General features: G+C 67.9%; 17 protein-coding genes and 1 tRNA gene. 13 read left to right on the top strand and 5 right to left on the bottom strand.

The window, feature by feature from the left end; all coding sequences use genetic code 11:
* Positions 1-7: 7 nt before the first annotated feature.
* Positions 8-490: a thioredoxin-dependent thiol peroxidase gene (bcp, locus tag ABJD39_RS14545; protein ID WP_348610223.1), complete on the top strand. Its 483-nt coding sequence runs from the start codon at positions 8-10 to the stop codon at positions 488-490.
* A gap of 71 nt (positions 491-561) precedes the next feature.
* Here the strand turns inward: bcp and ABJD39_RS14540 are convergent, their stop codons facing one another.
* The 3 genes from ABJD39_RS14540 to ABJD39_RS14530 form a co-directional block, all read right to left on the bottom strand.
* A complete protein-coding gene (locus tag ABJD39_RS14540; RefSeq protein ID WP_348610220.1) occupies positions 562-1,473 on the bottom strand; it encodes a DMT family transporter in 912 nt (303 codons plus the stop codon).
* 137 nt (positions 1,474-1,610) lie between these two features.
* Entirely contained in the window at positions 1,611-2,660 is a 1,050-nt protein-coding gene (idsA3, locus tag ABJD39_RS14535; protein ID WP_348610217.1) for a geranylfarnesyl diphosphate synthase, read from the bottom strand.
* A gap of 2 nt (positions 2,661-2,662) precedes the next feature.
* Complete coding sequence (locus ABJD39_RS14530) at positions 2,663-4,015, bottom strand: ribonuclease J (protein ID WP_348610214.1); 1,353 nt, start codon at positions 4,013-4,015, stop codon at positions 2,663-2,665.
* Between the two features lie 331 nt (positions 4,016-4,346).
* Here ABJD39_RS14530 and ABJD39_RS14525 point away from each other — a divergent pair, with 331 nt between their 5' ends.
* From ABJD39_RS14525 to purF, 3 genes are all read left to right on the top strand, one after another.
* Positions 4,347-4,562, top strand: a complete 216-nt coding sequence (locus ABJD39_RS14525) for an LSM domain-containing protein (protein WP_159669708.1) — start codon at positions 4,347-4,349, stop codon at positions 4,560-4,562.
* Positions 4,559-4,735, top strand: a complete 177-nt coding sequence (locus tag ABJD39_RS14520; protein WP_159669710.1) for a 50S ribosomal protein L37e — start codon at positions 4,559-4,561, stop codon at positions 4,733-4,735. The genes ABJD39_RS14525 and ABJD39_RS14520 overlap by 4 nt, the downstream gene beginning before the upstream one ends.
* Before the next feature lie 308 nt (positions 4,736-5,043).
* Positions 5,044-6,582: an amidophosphoribosyltransferase gene (gene purF / locus ABJD39_RS14515; RefSeq protein ID WP_348610209.1), complete on the top strand. Its 1,539-nt coding sequence runs from the start codon at positions 5,044-5,046 to the stop codon at positions 6,580-6,582.
* Positions 6,583-6,885: 303 nt separating this feature from the next.
* Here the strand turns inward: purF and ABJD39_RS14510 are convergent, their stop codons facing one another.
* Positions 6,886-7,479: a DUF420 domain-containing protein gene (locus ABJD39_RS14510; protein WP_348610206.1), complete on the bottom strand. Its 594-nt coding sequence runs from the start codon at positions 7,477-7,479 to the stop codon at positions 6,886-6,888.
* Positions 7,480-7,647: 168 nt separating this feature from the next.
* Between ABJD39_RS14510 and ABJD39_RS14505 the strand changes: the two genes are divergently transcribed.
* The 8 genes from ABJD39_RS14505 to ABJD39_RS14470 all read left to right on the top strand — a co-directional run bounded on the left by ABJD39_RS14505 (position 7,648) and on the right by ABJD39_RS14470 (position 16,070).
* Positions 7,648-7,732, top strand: a tRNA-Leu gene (locus ABJD39_RS14505).
* Between the two features lie 249 nt (positions 7,733-7,981).
* The gene (locus ABJD39_RS14500; RefSeq protein ID WP_348610203.1) at positions 7,982-8,569 is read left to right on the top strand and encodes a thymidine kinase; all 588 of its coding nucleotides are present in this window, start codon (positions 7,982-7,984) and stop codon (positions 8,567-8,569) included.
* Between the two features lie 84 nt (positions 8,570-8,653).
* A complete protein-coding gene (locus tag ABJD39_RS14495; RefSeq protein WP_348610200.1) occupies positions 8,654-9,256 on the top strand; it encodes a YIP1 family protein in 603 nt (200 codons plus the stop codon).
* A 138-nt stretch (positions 9,257-9,394) separates the two neighbouring features.
* Positions 9,395-11,545, top strand: coding sequence for a DHH family phosphoesterase (locus ABJD39_RS14490; RefSeq protein ID WP_348610197.1), 2,151 nt, complete (start codon positions 9,395-9,397; stop codon positions 11,543-11,545).
* Between the two features lie 171 nt (positions 11,546-11,716).
* Positions 11,717-11,983 carry a hypothetical protein gene (locus ABJD39_RS14485; RefSeq protein ID WP_348610194.1) on the top strand — a complete coding sequence of 89 codons (267 nt, stop codon included), beginning with the start codon at positions 11,717-11,719 and terminating at the stop codon, positions 11,981-11,983.
* 26 nt (positions 11,984-12,009) lie between these two features.
* Positions 12,010-13,770, top strand: a complete 1,761-nt coding sequence (locus ABJD39_RS14480; RefSeq protein ID WP_348610191.1) for a tRNA uridine(34) 5-carboxymethylaminomethyl modification radical SAM/GNAT enzyme Elp3 — start codon at positions 12,010-12,012, stop codon at positions 13,768-13,770.
* Positions 13,771-13,883: 113 nt separating this feature from the next.
* Entirely contained in the window at positions 13,884-15,086 is a 1,203-nt protein-coding gene (locus tag ABJD39_RS14475; protein WP_348610188.1) for a mechanosensitive ion channel family protein, read from the top strand.
* Between the two features lie 144 nt (positions 15,087-15,230).
* A complete protein-coding gene (locus ABJD39_RS14470; RefSeq protein ID WP_348610185.1) occupies positions 15,231-16,070 on the top strand; it encodes a ZIP family metal transporter in 840 nt (279 codons plus the stop codon).
* Between the two features lie 8 nt (positions 16,071-16,078).
* On the opposite strand, the gene ABJD39_RS14465 is transcribed toward ABJD39_RS14470, so the two are convergent.
* On the bottom strand, positions 16,079-17,344 hold the full coding sequence (locus tag ABJD39_RS14465) for a Zn-dependent hydrolase (RefSeq protein ID WP_348610182.1): 1,266 nt from the start codon (positions 17,342-17,344) through the stop codon (positions 16,079-16,081).
* A gap of 163 nt (positions 17,345-17,507) precedes the next feature.
* Here ABJD39_RS14465 and thrS point away from each other — a divergent pair, with 163 nt between their 5' ends.
* Positions 17,508-19,442: a threonine--tRNA ligase gene (thrS, locus tag ABJD39_RS14460; RefSeq protein ID WP_348610179.1), complete on the top strand. Its 1,935-nt coding sequence runs from the start codon at positions 17,508-17,510 to the stop codon at positions 19,440-19,442.
* Positions 19,443-19,726 lie beyond the last annotated feature (284 nt).

Raw genomic sequence — 19,726 nt, 5'->3', positions numbered from 1 at the left:
GACGCCTATGCTCGACACCGGAACCGAGGCGCCCGCCTTCTCGCTTCCCGACCACGTCGGTCGCGAGGTCTCGCTCGCGGAGTTCGAGGGACGACGCGTCGTCCTGTACTTCTACCCCCGGGCCGACACCCCCGGATGCACGACCGAGGCGTGCGGGTTCCGCGACGCCTACGACGAGTTCGAGGAGCGCGAGGCGGCGATCCTCGGCCTGAGCGACGACCCCGTCGAGGACCTCGAGGCGTTCGCCCGGAAGCACGACCTCCCGTTCCCGCTGTTGTCCGACGAGGACGGCTCGGTCGCCGACGCGTACGACTCCTACGGCGAGAAGAACGTCTTCGGCAACGTCGTCGAGGGCGTGTTCCGCAACACGTACCTGATCGGCCCCGACGGCCGGATCGAGCGCGTCTATGAGGGCGTCTCCCCGGAGGATCACGCCGAGGAGCTGCTCGCCGACATCGACGAGCTACGTGACGGCGACGCCGACTCGTAGGCTCGACTCCACACGACTCGACTCGCGCACCCGCAACACGGCAGTCCACTCCCCGAGCGTTGTCGCCGCGGTCACCAGTGACGCCCGTCGAGTTCGCGACGGATCGCCTCGCGTTTCACCAACGCGAAGCCGGCGACGACGACGACGAAGCCGATCACGGTCAGCGGCGTGACCGGCTCCGAGAGGATGACCGCACCGGCGACGGTCGCGACGACCGGAACGACGTAGCTCACGAGGTTGATCTCGAAGGGCCCCAGCAGGTCGAGCAGCCCGAAGTAGATGGCGTAGCCGATCGCGGAGGCGAACACGCCGAGGAACGCCAGCGAGAACACGACAGCCGGCGACAGCGCCGTCGGGAGCGGCTGGGGTTCGCCGGCGACGACGCTGAGTGCGTGGAGGAGGACGGCGCCGAGCGCCATTCCCCACGCCGTTCGCGGCAGCGCCTCCGACTCGGGCTCCAGCCACCGGGTGGCGACGCTGCCGAAGGAGACGGCGACGGCGGCGACGAACACGAGCGCGACGCCGATCGTCGTGTCGCCGCCGAGGTTCGACGGCGACGGCTGGGCGACTAACCCGACTCCCGCGATCCCGAGCAGCACGCCGACGTACCCGCGCGCGTCGAGGCTTCCCTCGTCGAGCAGCCATACCGTGAAGAACGTCGTCAAAATCGGGTTGAGACTGTAGACGATCGAGGCGATCCCGCCGGTCGTGTACTGCTGGCCGTACGCGAGGAAAGCGATGTTGGCGACGACGAACAGCAGCCCGGCGACGACGATCGCACCGAGATCGGTCCGCGAGCGCGGCATCGGTTCCTCCGCGCGCCAGAACACGTACGCCAGCGCCACGAGTGCTCCGAGGTCGAAGCGGTACGCGCCGAGCAGCAGCGGGCGCAGTTCGGTCAGCCCGACCTCGATAGCCGGGAAGCTGCCGCCCCAGCAGATCCCGAGCGCGAGAAACAGCGCCGCGTTTCGGGACGTGCTCACGGAAGACTCACGACTGACCGAGCGTTCGGGAACGACTTCCGCGTTTCCGTTCCGGACGGGACGACCGGATCACAGCGGGCCGTCGACGACCCCTTTGGGAGGGTTTGGGAGGGCACACGGTCGGATACCGCGAATCGTCAGTACTCGCGGGAGATGAGGTAGTCGGCCAAGTCCGCGAGCAGGTCGCGAGCCGGGCCCTCGGGGAGCACCGTCAGCCGCTCCTTCGAGCGCTCGGTGAGATCCTCGGCCATCTCGCGGGCGTAGTCGATGGATCCGGCGTCCTCGAGCACCGCGACGGCGTCGTCGACCGCCGCCTCGCTCACTTCGGCGGGCGTCTCGGCGGTGACGAGCCCGTCGACGTCGACGCCCTGCTGGCGCGCGTGGAGGGTGATGAGCGTCTCCTTCCCCTCGACGAGGTCGGAGCCACGCTGTTTGCCCAGCTTCTCCGAGGGGACGGTGAGATCGAGCACGTCGTCCTGGATCTGGAACGCGCGCCCGGAGTCGACGCCGTACTGGTACAGCGCCTCGACCGTCTCGTCGTCGGCGCCCATGAGCACCGCCGGGATGGCCGCCGACGCGCCGTACAGCACGGCCGTCTTCAGCTCGACCATCTCCAGGTACTCCTCGGGCGTCACGTCGTCGCGGTTCTCGAACTCCACGTCGAGCGACTGCCCCTCACAGATCCGAGTACACGCCGATGCGAGGCGGTTGACCGCCTCGACCGTGTTCGCCGGCTCCGCGCCGGTGTCCGAGAGCAGCTCGAACGCCTTCGCGTACAGCGTGTCGCCGGCGAGGATCGCCGTCTCCACGTCGTACGCGCGGTGGACCGCCGGCTCGCCGCGCCGGAGGTCGTCGTCGTCCATGATGTCGTCGTGGATCAGGGTGAACGACTGGATCACCTCGACGCTGACGGCCGTGCGCATGAGGTCGAACGGCTCGCCGTCGAGCGCCGGGAACGACCGGTAGTCGGTCGTCGCGTCGGCGTCGATGCCGGCGATCGCCTCGGCCACGAGGAGCGCCGCCGTCGGTCGGAGGCGCTTGCCGCCCGCCTCCAGGATGTACCGGCTGGCTTCGTACAGTCGTTCCGGCTCGGCCATCGGGAGGTCCTCGTCGATGGCGGCGTTGACGCGGTCGCGGCGCTGGCGGACCGCCGCGAGTACCCGGTCGGCCGTCGCGTCCTGTGTCATCGTTACTCCGTCAGCTGGATCATGTTCCCGTTCTGCGTGACGTGGAGGTCACGCCCCAGCTTGTACCCCTTCCGGCTCGCGAGGTCCACGTACGGCGCGAAGCCTTTCATGTCCTGGTGGGCGGGAATGACGTGCTGTGGTTCGAGCGCATCGAGCATCTGGTAGTGTCCCTCCTCGCGGAGGTGGCCCGACACGTGGATGTCGTCGTAGATGCGCGCGCCCTGCATCTTCAGGAGGCGCTCGGACTGGTAGCGCTGTCCCTCGTTGGTCGGCTCCGGGATGACCCGTGCCGAGAAGACGACCTTGTCGCCGTCGTCCAGTTCGTACGGGGTCTCGCCGCGGCCCATGCGGGTGAGCATCGCGCGCGGCTCGCCCTGGTGACCGGTGACGATGGGGAGGTACTTCTCCTTGCCCTCCTGCATGATCCGCTTGAACGTCCGGTCGACGGACTTCCGGTGGCCGTACATTCCGAGGTCGTCGGGGAAGTCGACGAAGTCCAGTCGCTCCGCGGTCCCGCTGTACTTCTCCATCGAGCGGCCCAAGAGCACTGGCTCGCGGCCGATGTCCTGGGCGAACTCGACGAGCGAGGAGACGCGCGAGACGTGCGAGGAGAACGTGGTGGCGACGATGCCGCCGTCGTAGTCCTCGATGCTGTGGAGCGTGTCCTTGAGGTGGTTTCGCGCGTGCGACTCGGAGGGCGTGCGGCCCTTTCGGCCGGCGTTGGTGCAGTCCTCGATGTAACAGAGGACACCGTTGCCCTCGCGGCCGATCTCGCGGAATCGCTCCATGTCGATCGGATCCTCGAGGACCGGCGAGTGGTCCATGCGCTTGTCGAGCCCGTAGACGACCGCGCCCTCGGGCGTGTGGAGGACCGGGTTGATCGCGTCGATGATGGAGTGAGTGACGTGGACGAACTCCAATTCGACGTTGCCCGAATCGCCGATGGACATCGTCTCGCCCGCCTCCATCTTGACGAGGTCGTTGTCGACGTTGAACTTGTTCTCGCTTTGGACCTGCTGTTTGACCAGTTCGATGGTGAACGGCGCCGAGACGATGGGCGCGTCGTATCGGTGGGCCAGCTTCGAGAGGGCACCGATGTGGTCGAGGTGGCCGTGAGTCGGCACGATGGCCTTCACGTCGCCCTCCAGGTCACTCATGATCCGGTCGTCCGGAATGGCGCCCATGTCGATGAGGTCCAGGCTGTGCATCTTCTCCGTCTCGACGTTGTCGTGAATCAGGACCTGACTCAGGTTGAGGCCCATGTCGAACACGACGATGTCGTTCCCTGCGCGAACTGCCGTCATCTGGCGACCGACTTCCTCGTAGCCGCCGATTGTTGCGATTTCTACTTCCATTGTGTGTTGTCTGCGTTGCGAGCGTGAATCCCGCGCGTCGCGCGCGGCCGATGCTCGTACGGAAAGCCCCGGACGGGTCACTGTGGACCCCGGCGTCTTACAGCGCGTCGGTCCGCAATCCCACAATACGGGGCCGAACCCCGTACTTACCCGCGGGCGATGGTATATGTACTGTATCGGTCATCTGTTAAAACTGCTCGGGTTCGGGTGTCACGTCGTCGACGGAGTCGCGGTTCGCGCGCTCGGAGGGCGCAGTCACACCGCGGACCGATCGCCAAGGGGAGCGACGGCGTCCGGTACGCTTAAACCCGAATCTGCCGACGAACCGAACATGACTGGCCGCCCGCTCGACGTACTCGAGGAGACTCTGGACACTCCGGTAACGGTCCACCTCAAAGACGGTACCGCTCACTTCGGCGTACTCGCTGGCTACGACCAGCACATGAACGTCGTGCTCGACCCCACCGAACTGGAGGGGTCGACCGACGACGAAGTCGAAGACACAACGATTATCCGTGGCGACAACGTCGTTTCCATCAACGTATGACCGGAGCCGGAACGCCGTCTCAGGGGAAGAAGAACAAGACGACGCACGTCAAGTGTCGACGCTGCGGCGAGAAGTCCTACCACGTGAAGAAGAAGAAGTGCTCCTCGTGCGGCTTCGGCAAGTCCGCCAAGCGGCGCGACTACGAGTGGCAGTCGAAGGCCGGCGACAACTAACTCGCGTCTTCTCTCTCCTTCACTCGCTACCACCGTCATTCAGCGGCGCCACCGCTATCGGTCGAACGGGTCCACGTCCTCAGTGCGCGAGCTGACGACGGTCCGTGTACAGGCGGTGCTTGAGATCCGACAGCCCATGAGGCACGATCGTCGACGGATCCCGTTTCACCAGTATCCGAACCAGCGGACGCAGCGGTGAGAACGAGGCTCCGCCATTGTATTCACGTTCGTGAATACCTCCGTGAGTTCTCGTGGCGACCTACGCACGATAACGAGGGTTTTTGTGGAATCGGCTTCCAGTAGCGACCATGTCACACGGCGACTCCGGGGACCGGGCAGCGGCGCCGGTCACATCGTTGACCGAACCGCTCGGCGACGGCTCGCGTGAGCCGGCCCCCGTGGACGGCCCGACCGAGAAGTGCGGCGTCGTCGGCATCACACTCGACGACCGCGCCGCCGCGCGGCCGCTGTACTACTCGCTGTACGCGCTCCAGCACCGCGGGCAGGACTCCGCCGGGATCGCCACTCACGACGGGTTCCAGCAGCACAGCCACATCGAGATGGGCCTCGTCGGCGACGCCTTCACGCAGTCAGACCTGGACGACCTCTCCGGGTCCGCGGGGATCGGCCACGTTCGCTACCCGACAGCCGGGGGCGTCAACGCCCGATGTGCCCAGCCGTTCTCGGTGTCGTTCAAGTCCGGCGCGCTCGCGCTCGCGCACAACGGGAACCTCGTCAACGCCGACGATATCCGCGACGAGCTCGCGTCCTCGGGCCACGCGTTCACCTCCGAGGGGGACACGGAGGTCATCGCGCACGACCTCGCGCGTAACCTCCTGGAGTCGGACTTGATCCGCGCCGTCAAGCGGACGATGAGTCGGATCCACGGCTCGTACTCGCTCACGGTGATGCACGACGACACCGTCATCGGCGTGCGCGACCCGCAGGGGAACCGACCGCTGTGCATCGGCGAACTAGAGGACGGCTACGTCATCGCCAGCGAGTCGGCGGCGATCGACACGCTCGACGGCGATCTGGTTCGCGACGTGCGCCCGGGCGAACTCGTCGTTCTCGAGCGCGACGGGAGCGGCTTCGACTCGTATCAGCTGTTCGAGGCCGACAACTCCGCGCACTGCTTCTTCGAGCACGTGTACTTCGCACGCCCGGACTCCGTCATCGACGACACGCTCGTGTACGAGGCCCGACGCGACCTCGGACGCGCGCTGTGGGGGGAGGCCGGCGTGGACTCGGATGTAGTGATGCCCGTGCCCGACTCCGGGCGCGCGTTCGCCTCCGGCTACGCCGACGCCGCCGCCGAGGACGGCGCCGAGGTGGAGTTCGCGGAGGGCCTGATGAAGAACCGATACGTGGGCCGGACGTTCATTATGCCGACGCAGGACGAGCGCGAGCGGGCGGTGCGACTCAAGCTGAACCCGATCCGCTCGACCGTCGAGGGGAAGTCCGTCACACTGATCGACGACTCCATCGTGCGCGGCACCACCTCGACGCAGCTCGTGCAGCTTCTTCGAGACGCCGGCGCCGAGGAGGTCCACGTTCGGATCGGCGCGCCCGCGATCATCGCGCCGTGTTACATGGGGATCGACATGGCGACCCGCGAGGAGCTCATCGCCGCGGACCGATCGGTCGAGGAGGTCCGCGAGGATATCAGCGCCGACTCGCTGTCGTACTTATCGGTCGACGCTGTCGCTGGCGCGCTCTCGTCGACGAAGGCGGACCTGTGTCTCGGCTGCGTCACCGGGGAGTATCCGTACGACATCGACGGCGAGGCGGCCGACCGCGAGGTGAGTCGGCCGGCGGTGGGTGGCCCGTCCCCCGCGGACGACTAACGCGAGGGTGAGTGAGCGACGCGAACGAACCCTCGTGGGAACCGTGGCGAGGTCCCCGTGCCGAGCCGCCCAGAATACAGCGAGAGGGAGCAGTGCGCGGTCGAACGGCTGTGTGATGCTTCCTCGCGACGACAGTCGCGATCGTGTTGGCGAACAGGCGACACACACTCCGCCCGCGGACCGTCGTGTCGCACACCCGCTGTCGGTCCGCGGCGACGCTCACCGCATCAGCGGTGTTGGTTCCGTCATCGTATTTCAACCTTCGAGCCTCTCAGGCGGTAGCAGACCCAGTAACAGCACCGCTCAGTACACGAGATACAGGAGCGCGTACACGACGACGCCGAGTCCGAACGAGACGAGCCACAGCGCGGCCGCGATTCGGCCGACCCGCCTGTGCGCGGTGTCGAACAGGTCGGTGACCGGTCGCGTCGCCGCGAGCGTCAGGACGTACACGACGAGCGGCACGCAAACGATCGCGAGGAGAACGTGTACAGCGAGCACCGGGAGGTAGACGAACCGCTCGACAGTCGTCGGTCCGCCGAAGTCAGTCGTTCCCAGGATCGTGAGCCGATAGAGGTACAGCACGAGAAACGTACCGAATAGACCGGTCGAAGCGCGCATATACCGTCGATGCGTCTCGAACTCGCGTCGCCGAGCCGCCCGAACGCCGAGCGTGATCGTGGCGATCGCCGCAAGCGAGATCACCGCGTTGATCGTCGGGATAGCCGCAAGCACCGCCGACGGCGCACGAGGAAGGACGGTCGAGGGAACGACGCCCCCGACGACCGCGAACACGAGTCCGAGCGCGACCGCAGAGAGGATCCCGGCGACGCCGAGGCTGTGCTCGCGCGCGAACCCGCGGAACCGAGCCAGTGGTGGCGGAGCGTCCGTGCTCATGGGCGCCCACTGTACCGGCTGCCGTATAGCAGTTGTCTGATCATCGGAGCGTTCCCGCTCGGGGCGTCAGATCACCGCGCGGCATGGGAATCTCACTCGCGGACTGGTCGGAATGGAAAGCCCTTTATCCGTAACCGGGATACAACGGAGTGCGTACTGACGCACGATGCGTGGGTAGCCAAGCCAGGCCAACGGCGCAGCGTTGAGGGCGCTGTCCTGTAGAGGTCCGCCGGTTCAAATCCGGTCCCACGCATCTCACGGGATGCGTACACGAGCGGATTTGAGGCAGGGAGCGCGGAACGCGCGACCGTGGTTCAAATCCGGTCCCACGCATCCACACGGATGCAGGTGCTGTGCGCCCTTCGGGGCGCCCTACAGACAGCACCCACGCACAATCCTTCCGGAACGCTACACCCGCCAGCGACAGCACAGTGTCGCGCCAGAACGGCAGCCGAACCACAGAGAGAAACGGTTTTCCGCGGAGAAACCGCCCTCAACTGGTATGCACGCGATCACCGGTTCCGGGTGGATCGAGGTCATCTCGGGATCGATGTTCTCCGGGAAGACCGAGGAGCTCCTCCGACGGCTCCGTCGCGCGGAGATCGCGGGACAGGAGATCGCCGTCTTCACGCCCGCGCTCGACAACCGGTACGGCGAGACGACTATCGGCACCCACAACGGCCGGTCGTGGGAAGCAAGCGTCGTCGACAACGAGGGGGACGGACCGTGGGACATCCCGGAGGAGCTCAACGGCGAGATGGTCGTCGCGATCGACGAGGCGAACTTCTTCTCGGACGCGCTCGTCGACGTCTGTCAGGCGCTGGCGGAGGACGACCGCCGCGTGATCGTCTCGGGCACCGACCAGACGTACCGCGGCGAGCCGTTCGATCCGCTCCCGGACCTGATGGCCGTCGCCGAGTACGTCGACAAGCTCCAGGCGATCTGCGCGAAGTGTGGAGAGCCTGCGACCCGCAACCAGCGACTCATCGAGGGCGAGCCGGCCCACGCCGACGACCCGACGATCCTCGTCGGTGCCGAGGAGAGCTACCAGGCACGGTGTCGGGACTGTCACGTGCTCCGTCGCGACTGAACGCTGTACGATCTGGCGACCGAAACACCGCGCGGTCGCCGCCGAGACCGCAACCGTCATGGCCGCGCCGTCGCTACCTCGGGTGTGACAACGTGGGTTGACAACCCCGACGGAGGGCGCGCTCGCGGCCCGAACGCGGTCGCGCGGGCCTGGGCGGAGGTGCTCGTTCGGCCCGGTCGCTTCTTCGGTACCGGGATCGCTCCGGGCGATCAGGCGCCGGGGCTCGTGTTCGCCGTCTGCGTCGCCCTCGCGTTCGCCGCCGGTCGGTTCCTCCTCGATCCCGCGACGATCCCGACCGCGTTCGGCGGTCCGGCGGTCTCCGCACTCGTCTCGCTGCTGTTCGTGGCCGTGTTCATCGCGCCCGCGGGCCTCCACCTCACGGCGGCGCTGCAGACGGTCCTGCTGATCGTCTTCGTTCGCGACCGTGCCGGGATCAGCGAGACGGTGCAGGTGATCGCGTACGCGAGTGCCCCCTGTGCGCTCGCCGGTGTGCCGGTTCCGTCGCTTCGAGCAGCGTGTGCGCTGTACGGCGCGGGTCTGCTCGTCGTGGGCATCCGCGAGATTCACGAAACGACGACGTGGCGGGCAGTCGCGGCGACAGCCGTGCCGGCGGCACTGGTGTTCGGCTACGGCTTCCGCGGGTTCGACGCGATCGCGACGCTGCTGACCCGGTGGTACATCATTTGACGGCGTCGCCCCGACCGGCGACGGAACTCGCGGCGCTCGTACCCGGCGATATCGGGTGACGACGTGGAACTCACGTGGCAAGCACGTGCGTCGACGTTTCGACAACAGTTTTAGGCAGGGGCCACTGGCTCCACACAAATGGGTAAGTGTATCATCTGTGGTGCGTCCGTGGACGGACGCATCTGCTCCTCCCACGAGGAAGACGTCGTCTTCGAGTTCCGCGGCAACGACCCGAACCAACTGAAGCCGAACCGGTTCTACAGCGGCGTCGTCGACGGCTACGCCGACTTCGGCGTGTTCATCGACCTGTCATCGAACGTTACCGGTCTCCTTCACCGATCCGAGCTCGACCGCCGGATCGAATCGCTCGACTGGGAGCCCGGAGACGAGGTGTTCGTTCAGGTGAAGAACGTTCGCGAGAACGGCAACGTCGACCTCGCGTGGTCCATTCGACAGACCGAGCGAGAGTTCCGCGGCGTGCTCGTCCAGGAGGGGACACAGGAGGTCGATCCCGAACCGGACGACGGCGACGGTGACGGGGACGACGGCTCCGCTGTGACCCACAAGCCGACCCCGGACGATCCCAGCGACGACGGGAGCGAGTCCGCGGCCGACGACGGAGACGAAGCGGCTGAAACTGAAGGGACCGAAACTGCCGACGCCGGGACTGACGAAACCGAAGCCGACGACGCCGGAGCCGACAGCCGATCGGAACCCTCGCAAGGCGAGTCGGACGACGGCGACGACATCGAGGCCGTTCGCGAGCGGAAGCAGTCGATGCCCAACGGCGACAGCGAGCGCGTCGACATCGGCTCGCTGTCGGACCGCGTCGGCGAGACGGTCCGCATCGAGGGAGAAGTCGTCGGCGCGCGCCAGACGGGTGGGCCGACGGTGTTCGAGCTACGTGACGAGACGGGCGTCGTCGACTGTGCGGCGTTCGTCCAGGCTGGCGTCCGCGCGTACCCCGAGATCGAGGTCGGCGACATCGTCCGTCTCGAGGGAGACGTCGAGGTACGGCGCAACGAGATTCAGGTCGAAACGGATGCGCTGGCGGCGCTCGAGGGAAATGAAGCCGCGGCCGTCGAACGACGGCTCGCCGAGGCGCTGAGCGACGAGGCACGCCCCGACGGCGTCGCCGCGCTCGGCGATCACCCGGCGATCGACACGGTCGGCGACGACCTGCTCGAGGCCGCGGAGTCGATCCGCCGTGCAGTTATCGAATCGCGCCCGATCGTCGTTCGCCACGCCGCCACCGCCGACGGCTATGTCGCCGGCGCGGCCGTCGAGCGCGCGGTGCTCCCGCGGATCCGCGAGGAGCACGCGAAAAGCGACGCGGAGTACCACTACTTCAAGCGCCGACCGCTCGACGAGCCGGTGTACGACATGGACGCGGCGACGAAGGACACCACCCGGATGCTCCAGGACCGCGACCGCCACGGCGAGCAGCTCCCGCTCGTCCTCCTTCTGGGCACCGGCTCCACCGTCGAGTCCGAGGACGGACTCGACCTACTGGGCGTGTACGATGCCGAACGCGTCGTCGTCGACGCCGCGACGGCGGACCCGGAGATCGCCGATACCGTGGCGACGCTCGTCAACCCCGGGCTCGCGGGCGCCGAGACCGCCGACCTGACGACGGGCGCGCTCGCGTCGGTGCTGGCGGCGACCGTGAACGACGACGTCGCCGACGACGTCGTCCACCTCCCCGCCGTGAGCTACTGGGAGGGGACGCCGGAGACGTACGCCGACCTCGCGACCGACGCCGGCGTCGACGCCGACCGCGTCACCGAACTGCGCGAGGCCGTCGCGCTGGAGGCGTACTACCAGAGCTACCAGGACAAACGCGAGCTCATCACCGACATCCTCTTCGACTCCGAGGGCGGCGACCTCGCGGGCCACATCGCGGGGCAGTTCCGCGAGAAGCTCGAGACGGAACTCGACACCGCCGAGGCGAACATCGAGGAGCGCGAGGTCGACGGCCGCACGTTCGCGACGCTGGACGCCGACGCGTTCAGTCACCGCTTCGACTTCCCGTCGACGACGCTGCTCGCGGACGAGCTCCAGCGCCGGGGCGACCGCGACGCGACGGTCCTGTACGGCACCGACGAGCTGTACGTCCGCGCCGACGACGAGGTTGACGTGCGTTCGGCCGCCGGCGACGCCGCGATGGCGGTACCCGACGCGGGCGTCACCGCCGTCGGCGTCCGCCAGGGTCGCATCGAGTACCTCGCGGGCCGCCGCGACGAGGTGACCGACGCCGTCGTCGACGCGGTCGCCGGGCAGCTGAACTGAGCGCGACACGGATCGTCGGTTCTGCCGCGGTTCGCCTCCATTCGCGAGCGGACGCTCCGTGATCGACGGACGAATCAGCCGGGAAGCGTGTGGGCTTTCGAGCCGCTCGCGACGAACGTACGATCGGCCTAACAAACTCCGCTGTCTGTCCTAGACGGAGGCGGACCGCCGATGCCCGACCAGGACACGCGGGGGATGACCCAGGTCGAGAAGGTGAACTACTGGTTTCCGGTCGCGATGGGAATCGTACTGATTCTCAACGGTGTGTGGAGACTTGTCGCTTGGAGCTGGATGGGCGACGTACCGCTGATCGGCGTCTCTGTCGATTCTCTGATGGGTGTGTTCTATATCCTGTTCGGGATCTGTTTCCTGTACTTCGCTCCGAAGTTTCGGGGGCCCTCCGACGACGACGACGATCCCGACGAACGAAACCCTTAGGCCCGAACCCCGGCCACATACTCCCAATGAGCGGTACCGCGGAGGCGGACCCCGAACTCACCGAGTACGCCGAGGAGTCCGACGAGCCGGCGGCGTTCGAGCGCGCGTGCGCCCGGCTCGTCGAGCGGATCCTCGACCGCGATATCGGCCGCGACGACCTGGAGTCGGCCAAGCGCGACGCCTGCTCGGCGTTCTCCTCCCCGAAGGTGCCACAGAACACCGACCTGCTCCAGCGCGCCCCCGAGGGTCGCCGCGAGGAGGTCCGCGAGGTGGTGCGCAGGAAGCCCGTGCGCACCGCCTCGGGCGTCTCGCCGGTCGCGATCATGACCTCGCCGCACACGTGCCCGCACGGGAAGTGCCTCTACTGCCCCGGCGGCCCCGCCTCGGAGTTCGACTCCTCCCAGAGCTACACCGGGCACGAGCCGGCGGCGGCGCGCGGCCAGCAGAACGACTACGACCCCTACGGGCAGGTCACCCTCCGGCTGGAACAGCTGCGCCACATCGGTCATCCCGTCGACAAGGCCGAGCTGATCCTGATGGGCGGGACGATGACCGCGCGCTCGCACGACTACCAGGAGTGGTTCGTCAAGCGCGCGCTGCAGGCGATGAACGAGTACGACACGGACGCACGGCCGAACCCCGCCGAGGGGCGCAGCTTCGCGCAGGAACCGGACGAGTACGAGTTCCAGTACCTGGAGGACGTGAAGAGCCGAAACGAGTCGTCGGACGTGCGCTGCGTGGGCATTACGTTCGAGACGAAGCCCGATTGGTGCGACCCAGAGCAGATCGACCGGATGCTCGACCTCGGCGGGACGAAGGTCGAGGTCGGCGTCCAGACGACCTACGAGCGCGTCAACCGAGAGATGCACCGCGGCCACGGCAACCAGGCGTCGATCGACGCGAACCGCCGGCTGCGCGACGCGGCGTTCAAGGTTGGCTTTCACATGATGCCGGGCCAGCCCGGGATGAGCCGGGAGATGTGCCGGGAGGACTTCCGACAGCTGTTCGAGAACCCCGACTGGCGACCCGACTACCTGAAGATCTACCCCACGCTCGTCGTCCGGGGAACGCGGGTGTACGACTCGTGGCGCCGCGACGAGTTCGAACCGCTGGACAACGAGGAGGCAGCCGACCTCGTCGCCGACGCGATGGATCGGATCCCGAAGTACTGCCGGCTCCAGCGCGTCCAGCGTGACATCCCCGCCGACTTCATCGACGCCGGCGTCTGGAAGTCGAACCTTCGGCAGCTCGCCGAGCAGCGCGCCGACGAGAAGGGGTACGAGCTTCGGGACATTCGGGCGCGTGAGGTCGGACACAACGACGCCGACCCCCGCCCCGAGGACGTCGAGTTGGACGTGATGACCTACGAGTCCGGCGGCGGGGTGGAGCACTTCATCTCCTTCGAGGACACCGAACAGGACCTGCTCGTCGGCTTCTGCCGCCTCCGGTTCCCGTCGTACTCCCACGCCGCGCCGGGTGCCGGCCCCGCGGCCGACGGTGACCCCGTGCGCCGGGAGCTTGCGGACGCGGCGCTTGTTCGCGAACTCCACGTGTACGGCTCGCCGGCGACGTTCGACGGCGCCGACCGCGGGACCGACGCCGAGGAGGACGACGGTGACTGGCAGCACCGCGGCTACGGCCGACAACTGCTCCGGAGGGCCGAGGACATCGCCGCGGACGCCGGCTTCGGGAAGCTCTCGGTCATCTCGGGCATCGGCGTGCGGGGCTACTACCGCGACAAGCTCGGCTACCACCAGGACGGGCCGTACGTGAGCAAACGGCTGTGAGGCGTCCGGACGAGAGCCCTCACGCCCCGGCCGGCGGCGCGGACTGGGCTTGGGAAAATCGGGAGCGATAGCCACACCGCCGCGTTTTTGCGTTTGCTTTCGTTGTCGAACGTATGCAATACGCCTTCCTCGCCACGCTGAGAGAGACCCTCGAGGGGTTCGTCACCGTCGAGGCGCGCGTGGCGGCGACGGTCGTCATCATCGTGGCGGCAGCGGTTACCGCGCTGTTGTTGGCGCCGCGCAGCGTCCGGGTCGCACATCGGGTCGTCCGTGACCGGGTTCTCGGCCACGAACGCGTCCCGGTCGAGGCGACGACGGTCGACTGGCGGCTCCCCGTCACAGCGGTCGTCAGGACGATCCAGTTCGCCGTGACGCTGGGCTGCGGGCTCGCCGTGCTCCTCGTGTGGGGATACGTCGGCGTGGCGCTCGCGGCCGTCGACGCGATGGCCGCGACCGTGCCCGGGCTGGTCAGGCTGCTGGTCACTGTCGGGGTCGTCGCGGCCGCGCTCATCGGTATCGACCTGCTGGAGAGTCGCCTCGACGACTACGCGAGACAGTCCGACAGCATCAACCAACACCAGAAGGGGATCGTCTTCCGCGTCCTCCAAGTGAGCGTGCTCGGGGCGGCGGTCGTCGGCACCCTCACCGTCTGGGGGATCAACCTCGGCGGCCTGCTCATCGGCGCGGGCTTCCTCGGAATCGTCGTCGGCACCGCCTCGCGGACGACGATCGGCTCGCTCATCGCGGGCTTCGTCCTCATGTTCTCGCGGCCGTTCGAGCTCGGCGACTGGGTCGAGATCGACGGTGAGGAGGGGATCGTCGCCGACATCACCGTGATCAACACCCGCATCCGCACCGCCGGCGGCGAGGTAGTCGTCATCCCGAACGAGCGGGTGGCGAACGCGACCGTCTCGAATCGAACCCATCTCGGCCAGCTCCGCCTCTCGGTCGACGTGGGCGTCGACTACGCCGCCGATCTCGGGGTCGCCGAGGAGGTCGTCAACGACGCCCTCGCGAACGTGAGCGAGGTCGAGGACAATCCTCCTCCACAGGTGGTGCCGAAGTCGTTCGGCGACTCGGCGGTCGTGCTGGAGTGCCGCTTCTGGATCGACACGCCGAGCGCGCCGAAGCGCGCGCTCGCGACCGCCGCGGTCGTTCGCGAGGTGAAAGCCGCCCTCGACGACGCCGGGATCAAGATCCCGTACCCCCAGCGCGAGTTGTCCGGACGCACCGAGACCGGCGGCTTCCGCGTCGCCGCCGGCGACGAGTCCCGCGTCCCTCCCGTCGTATCGCCCGACCCGTCGGCCGACGACTGATCCCCGCAGTCAGTGAGTCTCGACGGCAGGTCCCGATGGTACGGTGGTGAACTCCCGACGCCGGCCGGGAAACCCGCCACGTTCAGCGGACGGAGCGTCGCGGCGACCGGTAGCTTTTGATGGGCGCCGGTCGGTGTCGCGTACGTGCTCGAGGAGCTGTTCGTCTCCGTCGCCGGGACCAACCCCATCGTTCAGGCGTTCGTCGGGGGCGTCGTCATCGCCGGGATGAACATGATCGGCGCGCTGTTGGTGCTGGTCGTGCGCGACCCCAGCGAGCGCGCGCTCGACGGCGCGCTCGGCTTCGCCGCGGGCGTCATGCTCGCGGCGTCGTTCACCTCGCTCATCGTTCCCGGGATCGAGCTGACCGAGATCGTCGCGCCCGGGATCCCCGCGACGGGACTGCTCTCGCCGGTTCCCGTCCTCGTCGGGATCGTCCTCGGCGTCCTCGTCCTCGACCAGGCCGACCACTGGGTTCCCCACGTCCACGTGCTCATCACGGGCCGGTCGCGTCCCGACCAGACGGTCGTCGACACGAAGGTCGCCTCCGTGATCCTGTTCATCGTCGCCATCACGATCCACAACATGCCCGAGGGGCTGGCCGTCGGCGTCGGCTTCGGCTCCGGGGAGGTCGCCAACGGGCTCTCGCTCATGCTCGCGATCGGACTCCAGAACATCCCGGAGGGGCTCGCGGTGTCCGTGGCGGCGGTCAACGCGGGGTTCGACCGCCGGGCGTACGCGGTCCTCACCGGGATCCGGTCGGGGCTCGTCGAGATCCCGCTGACCGTGATCGGCGCCGTCGCCGTCGCGCTGGCGGCGCCGATCCTCCCGTACGCGATGGGCTTCGCCGCCGGCGGCATGCTGTTCGTCATCTCCGACGAGATCCTGCCCGAGACCCACTCACGTGGCCACGAACGGGTGGCGACGCTCGGGACGATGGTGGGTGTCGTGGTGATGTTATACTTGGACGTTGCGCTCGCGGCGTGAGGTGACGCCTACTCCTCGGCGACGCCCGCGGTCTCGGCGATGGCGCCGGCGATCACCCGCGTCGCGGCCGCGCAATCGTCCCAGTCTGTCCACTCGCGAGGGTTGTGGCTGATGCCGTCGCGGGAGGGGGCGAACAGGAGCGCCCCGTCGGTCACGTCAGCGACGTGCATCGTGTCGTGGGCCGCGCCGGAGTGCAGGTCCATCGTCCCGATCCCGGCGTCGTCGCCGGCGCGGTGAGCCGCCTCGCGGAGTCGCTCGGCCATCGGTGTCGGTTCGAGATCGAACGGGCGAGCGAACTCGGTCTCGACGCCGCGCTCCGCTTCGATCCGGTCGAGCGTGTCGCGGACGGCGCCGACGACCGTCTCCATCGACTCGTACTCGACGTCGCGAATGTCAACGCCGGCCTCGACGCGCCCCGGGACGACGTTCGTCGCGTTCGGCGACACGTCGAGCGAGCCGACCGTGCCGACCGCCGAGTCGCTGCTGGCCTCGACGACCCCGTTCGCGGCGGCCTCCACGTCGAGCACGAGTTCGGCGGCCGCCGCGAGCGCGTCCGTCCGGTCGTGCATGTGGGTGGCGCCCGCGTGGTTCGCCTCGCCCAGGATCTCCACGTCGAGGTGCGTGATCCCCGTGATCGTCGTGACAACTCCCACCGGGACACCCGCGTCCTCCAGGGTGGTGTCCTGTTCGACGTGCAGTTCGTAGAAGGCGTCCCACCCGCTCGCGTCCAGATGCCCCTCGCCGTGGAAGCCGATGTCCTCGAGTGCCGCCTCCAGCGTGACGCCCTCGTCGTCGGTCAGGGCGAGCGCCTCCTCGACCGTCCGCTCGCCCACCGCAACGGACGACCCGAGCAGTCCATCGGCGAACCGCTGTCCCTCCTCCTCGGTGAACGAGACGACCGTGACCGGGCGATCCGGCGAGACGTCGGCCTCCTGCATTGCGCGGACGGCTTCGAGCGCAGCGTACACCCCGAGGGGGCCGTCGAAGATGCCGCCTTCCGGCACCGAGTCGAGGTGGCTCCCCGCGGCGACGGGGGCGGCGTCGGGGTCCGCGCCGTCGGGTATCCACGTGCCGGCGATGTTACCGACGGCGTCGACGGTCACGTCGAGGCCGACGGCATCCATGCGGTCGAGGAGGTACTCACGGGCGCGGCGGTTCGCCTCGGTGCCGACGAGGACGGTCCGGCCGCGACCCTCGCCGGCGTCGATGTCCCCGAACGCGGCGGTTGCCTCGATGTCGTCGCGGAGCCGGTCGGCGTCGACGGTAAAGTCCATACGTCGGGTTCGACCCCGCAGGTGTTGGCTCTTTCCGAAGCGGGGATCCGGGCGGCGCGAGCGTCGGTTCGGCCGCCGGAGCGCGTACCCCGAAGCGACCGCCTCCGTGGCGCTCTCGCACGGTTCGACAAGACTTATTCGCGCCCCCCGGCACCGAACGCGTATGAGCGACATCGTCGTCACCCTGCCGGACGGCTCGGAGCTGTCCGTCTCGGAGGGTGCATCCGTCGAGGACGTGGCGTACGAGATCGGACCCGGACTCGGGAAGGACACCGTTGCGGGCGTCGTCGACGGCGAACTCGTCGACAAGGCCGCGCCCGTCCACGACGGCGCGCGGATCGAGATCGTCACCGACCAGTCCGAGGAGTACCTGCAGGTGCTGCGTCACTCGGCGGCGCACGTGTTCGCGCAGGCGCTCCAGCGAGTGTACCCTGAGGCGAAGCTCGCGATCGGCCCGCCGACGGAGGACGGCTTCTACTACGACGTCGCCGACGTCGACATCGACGAGGACGACTTCGCGGCGATCGAGGCCGAGATGGCCGACGTCGTCGAGGCGGACTACGGGATCCGGCGCCTCGACGTGTCGCGTGAGGACGCGCTCGCGGAGTACGAGGACAACGAGTACAAGACGGAGATCCTGAACGAGGAGGCCGCCGGCGAGGACCCCGTCTCGGTGTACGAGCAGGACGACTGGCGCGACCTCTGTAAGGGCCCGCACGTCGAGTCGACCGGACAGATCGGCGCGTTCGAGCTGCTGTCCATCTCCTCGGTCTACTGGCGCGGCGACGAGGAGAACGACCAGCTCACGCGCGTGTACGGGACGGCCTTCGAGTCCGAGTCCGATCTCGAGGAGTTCCTGCACATGCGCGAGGAGGCCAAGGAGCGCGACCACCGCAAGATCGCCCGCGAGATGGACCTGTTCTCCATCCCCACGATCACCGGTCCGGGCCTCCCGCTGTATCACCCCCCGGGCAAGACGATCCTCTCGGAGCTGGAGGACTACGTCGACGAGTTGAATGACGACGCCGGCTACGGGAAGGTCGAGACGCCCCACGTGTTCCGCACGGAGCTGTGGGAGGAGTCGGGCCACTACGAGAACTACGAGGACGACATGTTCCTCTTCGACGTGAACGACGAGGAGTACGGCCTCAAGCCCATGAACTGCCCCGGGCACGCGACCATCTTCGATCAGGGATCGTGGTCGTACCGCGACCTCCCGGTCCGCTACGCCGAACACGGGAAGGTGTACCGTAAGGAACAGCGCGGCGAGCTGTCCGGCCTGTCGCGCACCTGGGCGTTCACCATCGACGACGGCCACCTGTTCGTGCGGCCCGACCAGATCGAAGCTGAGGTCCGGCAGGTGATGGACGGGATCGAGCAGGTGCTGGAGACGTTCGATCTGGACGTGTCCGTCGACCTGGCGACGCGCCCGGAGAAGTCCGTCGGCAGCGACGAGGTGTGGGAGCAGGCCGAGTCGCAGCTGGAGGCGGTACTGGAGTCGTCCTCGCTGGAGTGGGGGATCGAGCCCGGCGACGGCGCCTTCTACGGCCCGAAGATCGACTTCTCCTTCGAGGACGCCCTCGGTCGGTCGTGGGACGGGCCGACGGTACAGCTCGATTTCACCATGCCCGAGCGGTTCGACCTGACGTACACGGGCGAGGACAACGAGGAGCACCGCCCGGTGATGATCCACCGCGCGCTGTACGGGAGCTACGAGCGCTTCTTCATGGTGCTCATCGAGCACTTCGGCGGCGACTTCCCGTTCTGGCTGGCGCCCGAGCAGGTGCGCATCCTCCCCATCTCCGACGACAACCTCGGGTACGCCCACCGCGTGAAGAATGAGCTATCGGAGTTCCGCGTCGAGGTCGAGGACCGCGACATGACCGTCGGGCGGAAGATCCGCGCGGCCCACGACGACCGCGTCCCCTACATGGTCGTCGTCGGCGGCGACGAGGAGGAAGCCGGAACCGTCTCGGTGCGCGACCGCTTCGAGAACGAGCGCAACGACGTCGCCCCGAGCGAGTTCGTCGACCACCTCCGCGGCGAGGTCGACGGGAAGACGGTGAAGCCCGACTTCGTCACCGACCACGAAGCGTAGGCAACGACCGTCTCCCGCTCGAACGATACCGCGCTTTTCGGATATTGCTCCATCCTCGACAGCCGCGCGGATAGCCCGAGGCGACCGGGATCGCCGGTCGCAAGGATCACGCCCGCTCTGGCGTGGTAACACTTAACATCATGTCCGTACTACGGGAGTTCGATGGTCGGACAGTCGTTCGTCTGTCGAGAGTGTGAAACGAGCGTCAGCTCCCTCTCCTACCGGGCGACGTGCCCGGACTGCTCGGGACCGCTCGAACAGAGAGTCCACACGAGGACGTAACT

The organism is Halobaculum rarum (assembly GCF_040025155.1).
Classification (GTDB): Archaea; Halobacteriota; Halobacteria; order Halobacteriales; family Haloferacaceae; genus Halobaculum; species Halobaculum rarum.
This window is presented reverse-complemented; position numbering and strand designations above follow the sequence as displayed.

Excerpts from the sequence above, each read along its gene's own strand:
- bcp (WP_348610223.1), top strand. The coding sequence starts at position 8 with ATGCTCGACACCGGAACCGAGGCGCCCGCCTTCTCGCTTCCCGACCAC.
- idsA3 (WP_348610217.1), bottom strand. The coding sequence starts at position 2,660 with ATGACACAGGACGCGACGGCCGACCGGGTACTCGCGGCGGTCCGCCAG.
- ABJD39_RS14530 (WP_348610214.1), bottom strand. The coding sequence starts at position 4,015 with ATGGAAGTAGAAATCGCAACAATCGGCGGCTACGAGGAAGTCGGTCGC.
- ABJD39_RS14525 (WP_159669708.1), top strand. The coding sequence starts at position 4,347 with ATGACTGGCCGCCCGCTCGACGTACTCGAGGAGACTCTGGACACTCCG.
- ABJD39_RS14520 (WP_159669710.1), top strand. The coding sequence starts at position 4,559 with ATGACCGGAGCCGGAACGCCGTCTCAGGGGAAGAAGAACAAGACGACG.
- purF (WP_348610209.1), top strand. The coding sequence starts at position 5,044 with ATGTCACACGGCGACTCCGGGGACCGGGCAGCGGCGCCGGTCACATCG.
- ABJD39_RS14510 (WP_348610206.1), bottom strand. The coding sequence starts at position 7,479 with ATGAGCACGGACGCTCCGCCACCACTGGCTCGGTTCCGCGGGTTCGCG.
- ABJD39_RS14500 (WP_348610203.1), top strand. The coding sequence starts at position 7,982 with ATGCACGCGATCACCGGTTCCGGGTGGATCGAGGTCATCTCGGGATCG.
- ABJD39_RS14490 (WP_348610197.1), top strand. The coding sequence starts at position 9,395 with ATGGGTAAGTGTATCATCTGTGGTGCGTCCGTGGACGGACGCATCTGC.
- ABJD39_RS14485 (WP_348610194.1), top strand. The coding sequence starts at position 11,717 with ATGCCCGACCAGGACACGCGGGGGATGACCCAGGTCGAGAAGGTGAAC.
- ABJD39_RS14480 (WP_348610191.1), top strand. The coding sequence starts at position 12,010 with ATGAGCGGTACCGCGGAGGCGGACCCCGAACTCACCGAGTACGCCGAG.
- ABJD39_RS14475 (WP_348610188.1), top strand. The coding sequence starts at position 13,884 with ATGCAATACGCCTTCCTCGCCACGCTGAGAGAGACCCTCGAGGGGTTC.
- ABJD39_RS14465 (WP_348610182.1), bottom strand. The coding sequence starts at position 17,344 with ATGGACTTTACCGTCGACGCCGACCGGCTCCGCGACGACATCGAGGCA.
- thrS (WP_348610179.1), top strand. The coding sequence starts at position 17,508 with ATGAGCGACATCGTCGTCACCCTGCCGGACGGCTCGGAGCTGTCCGTC.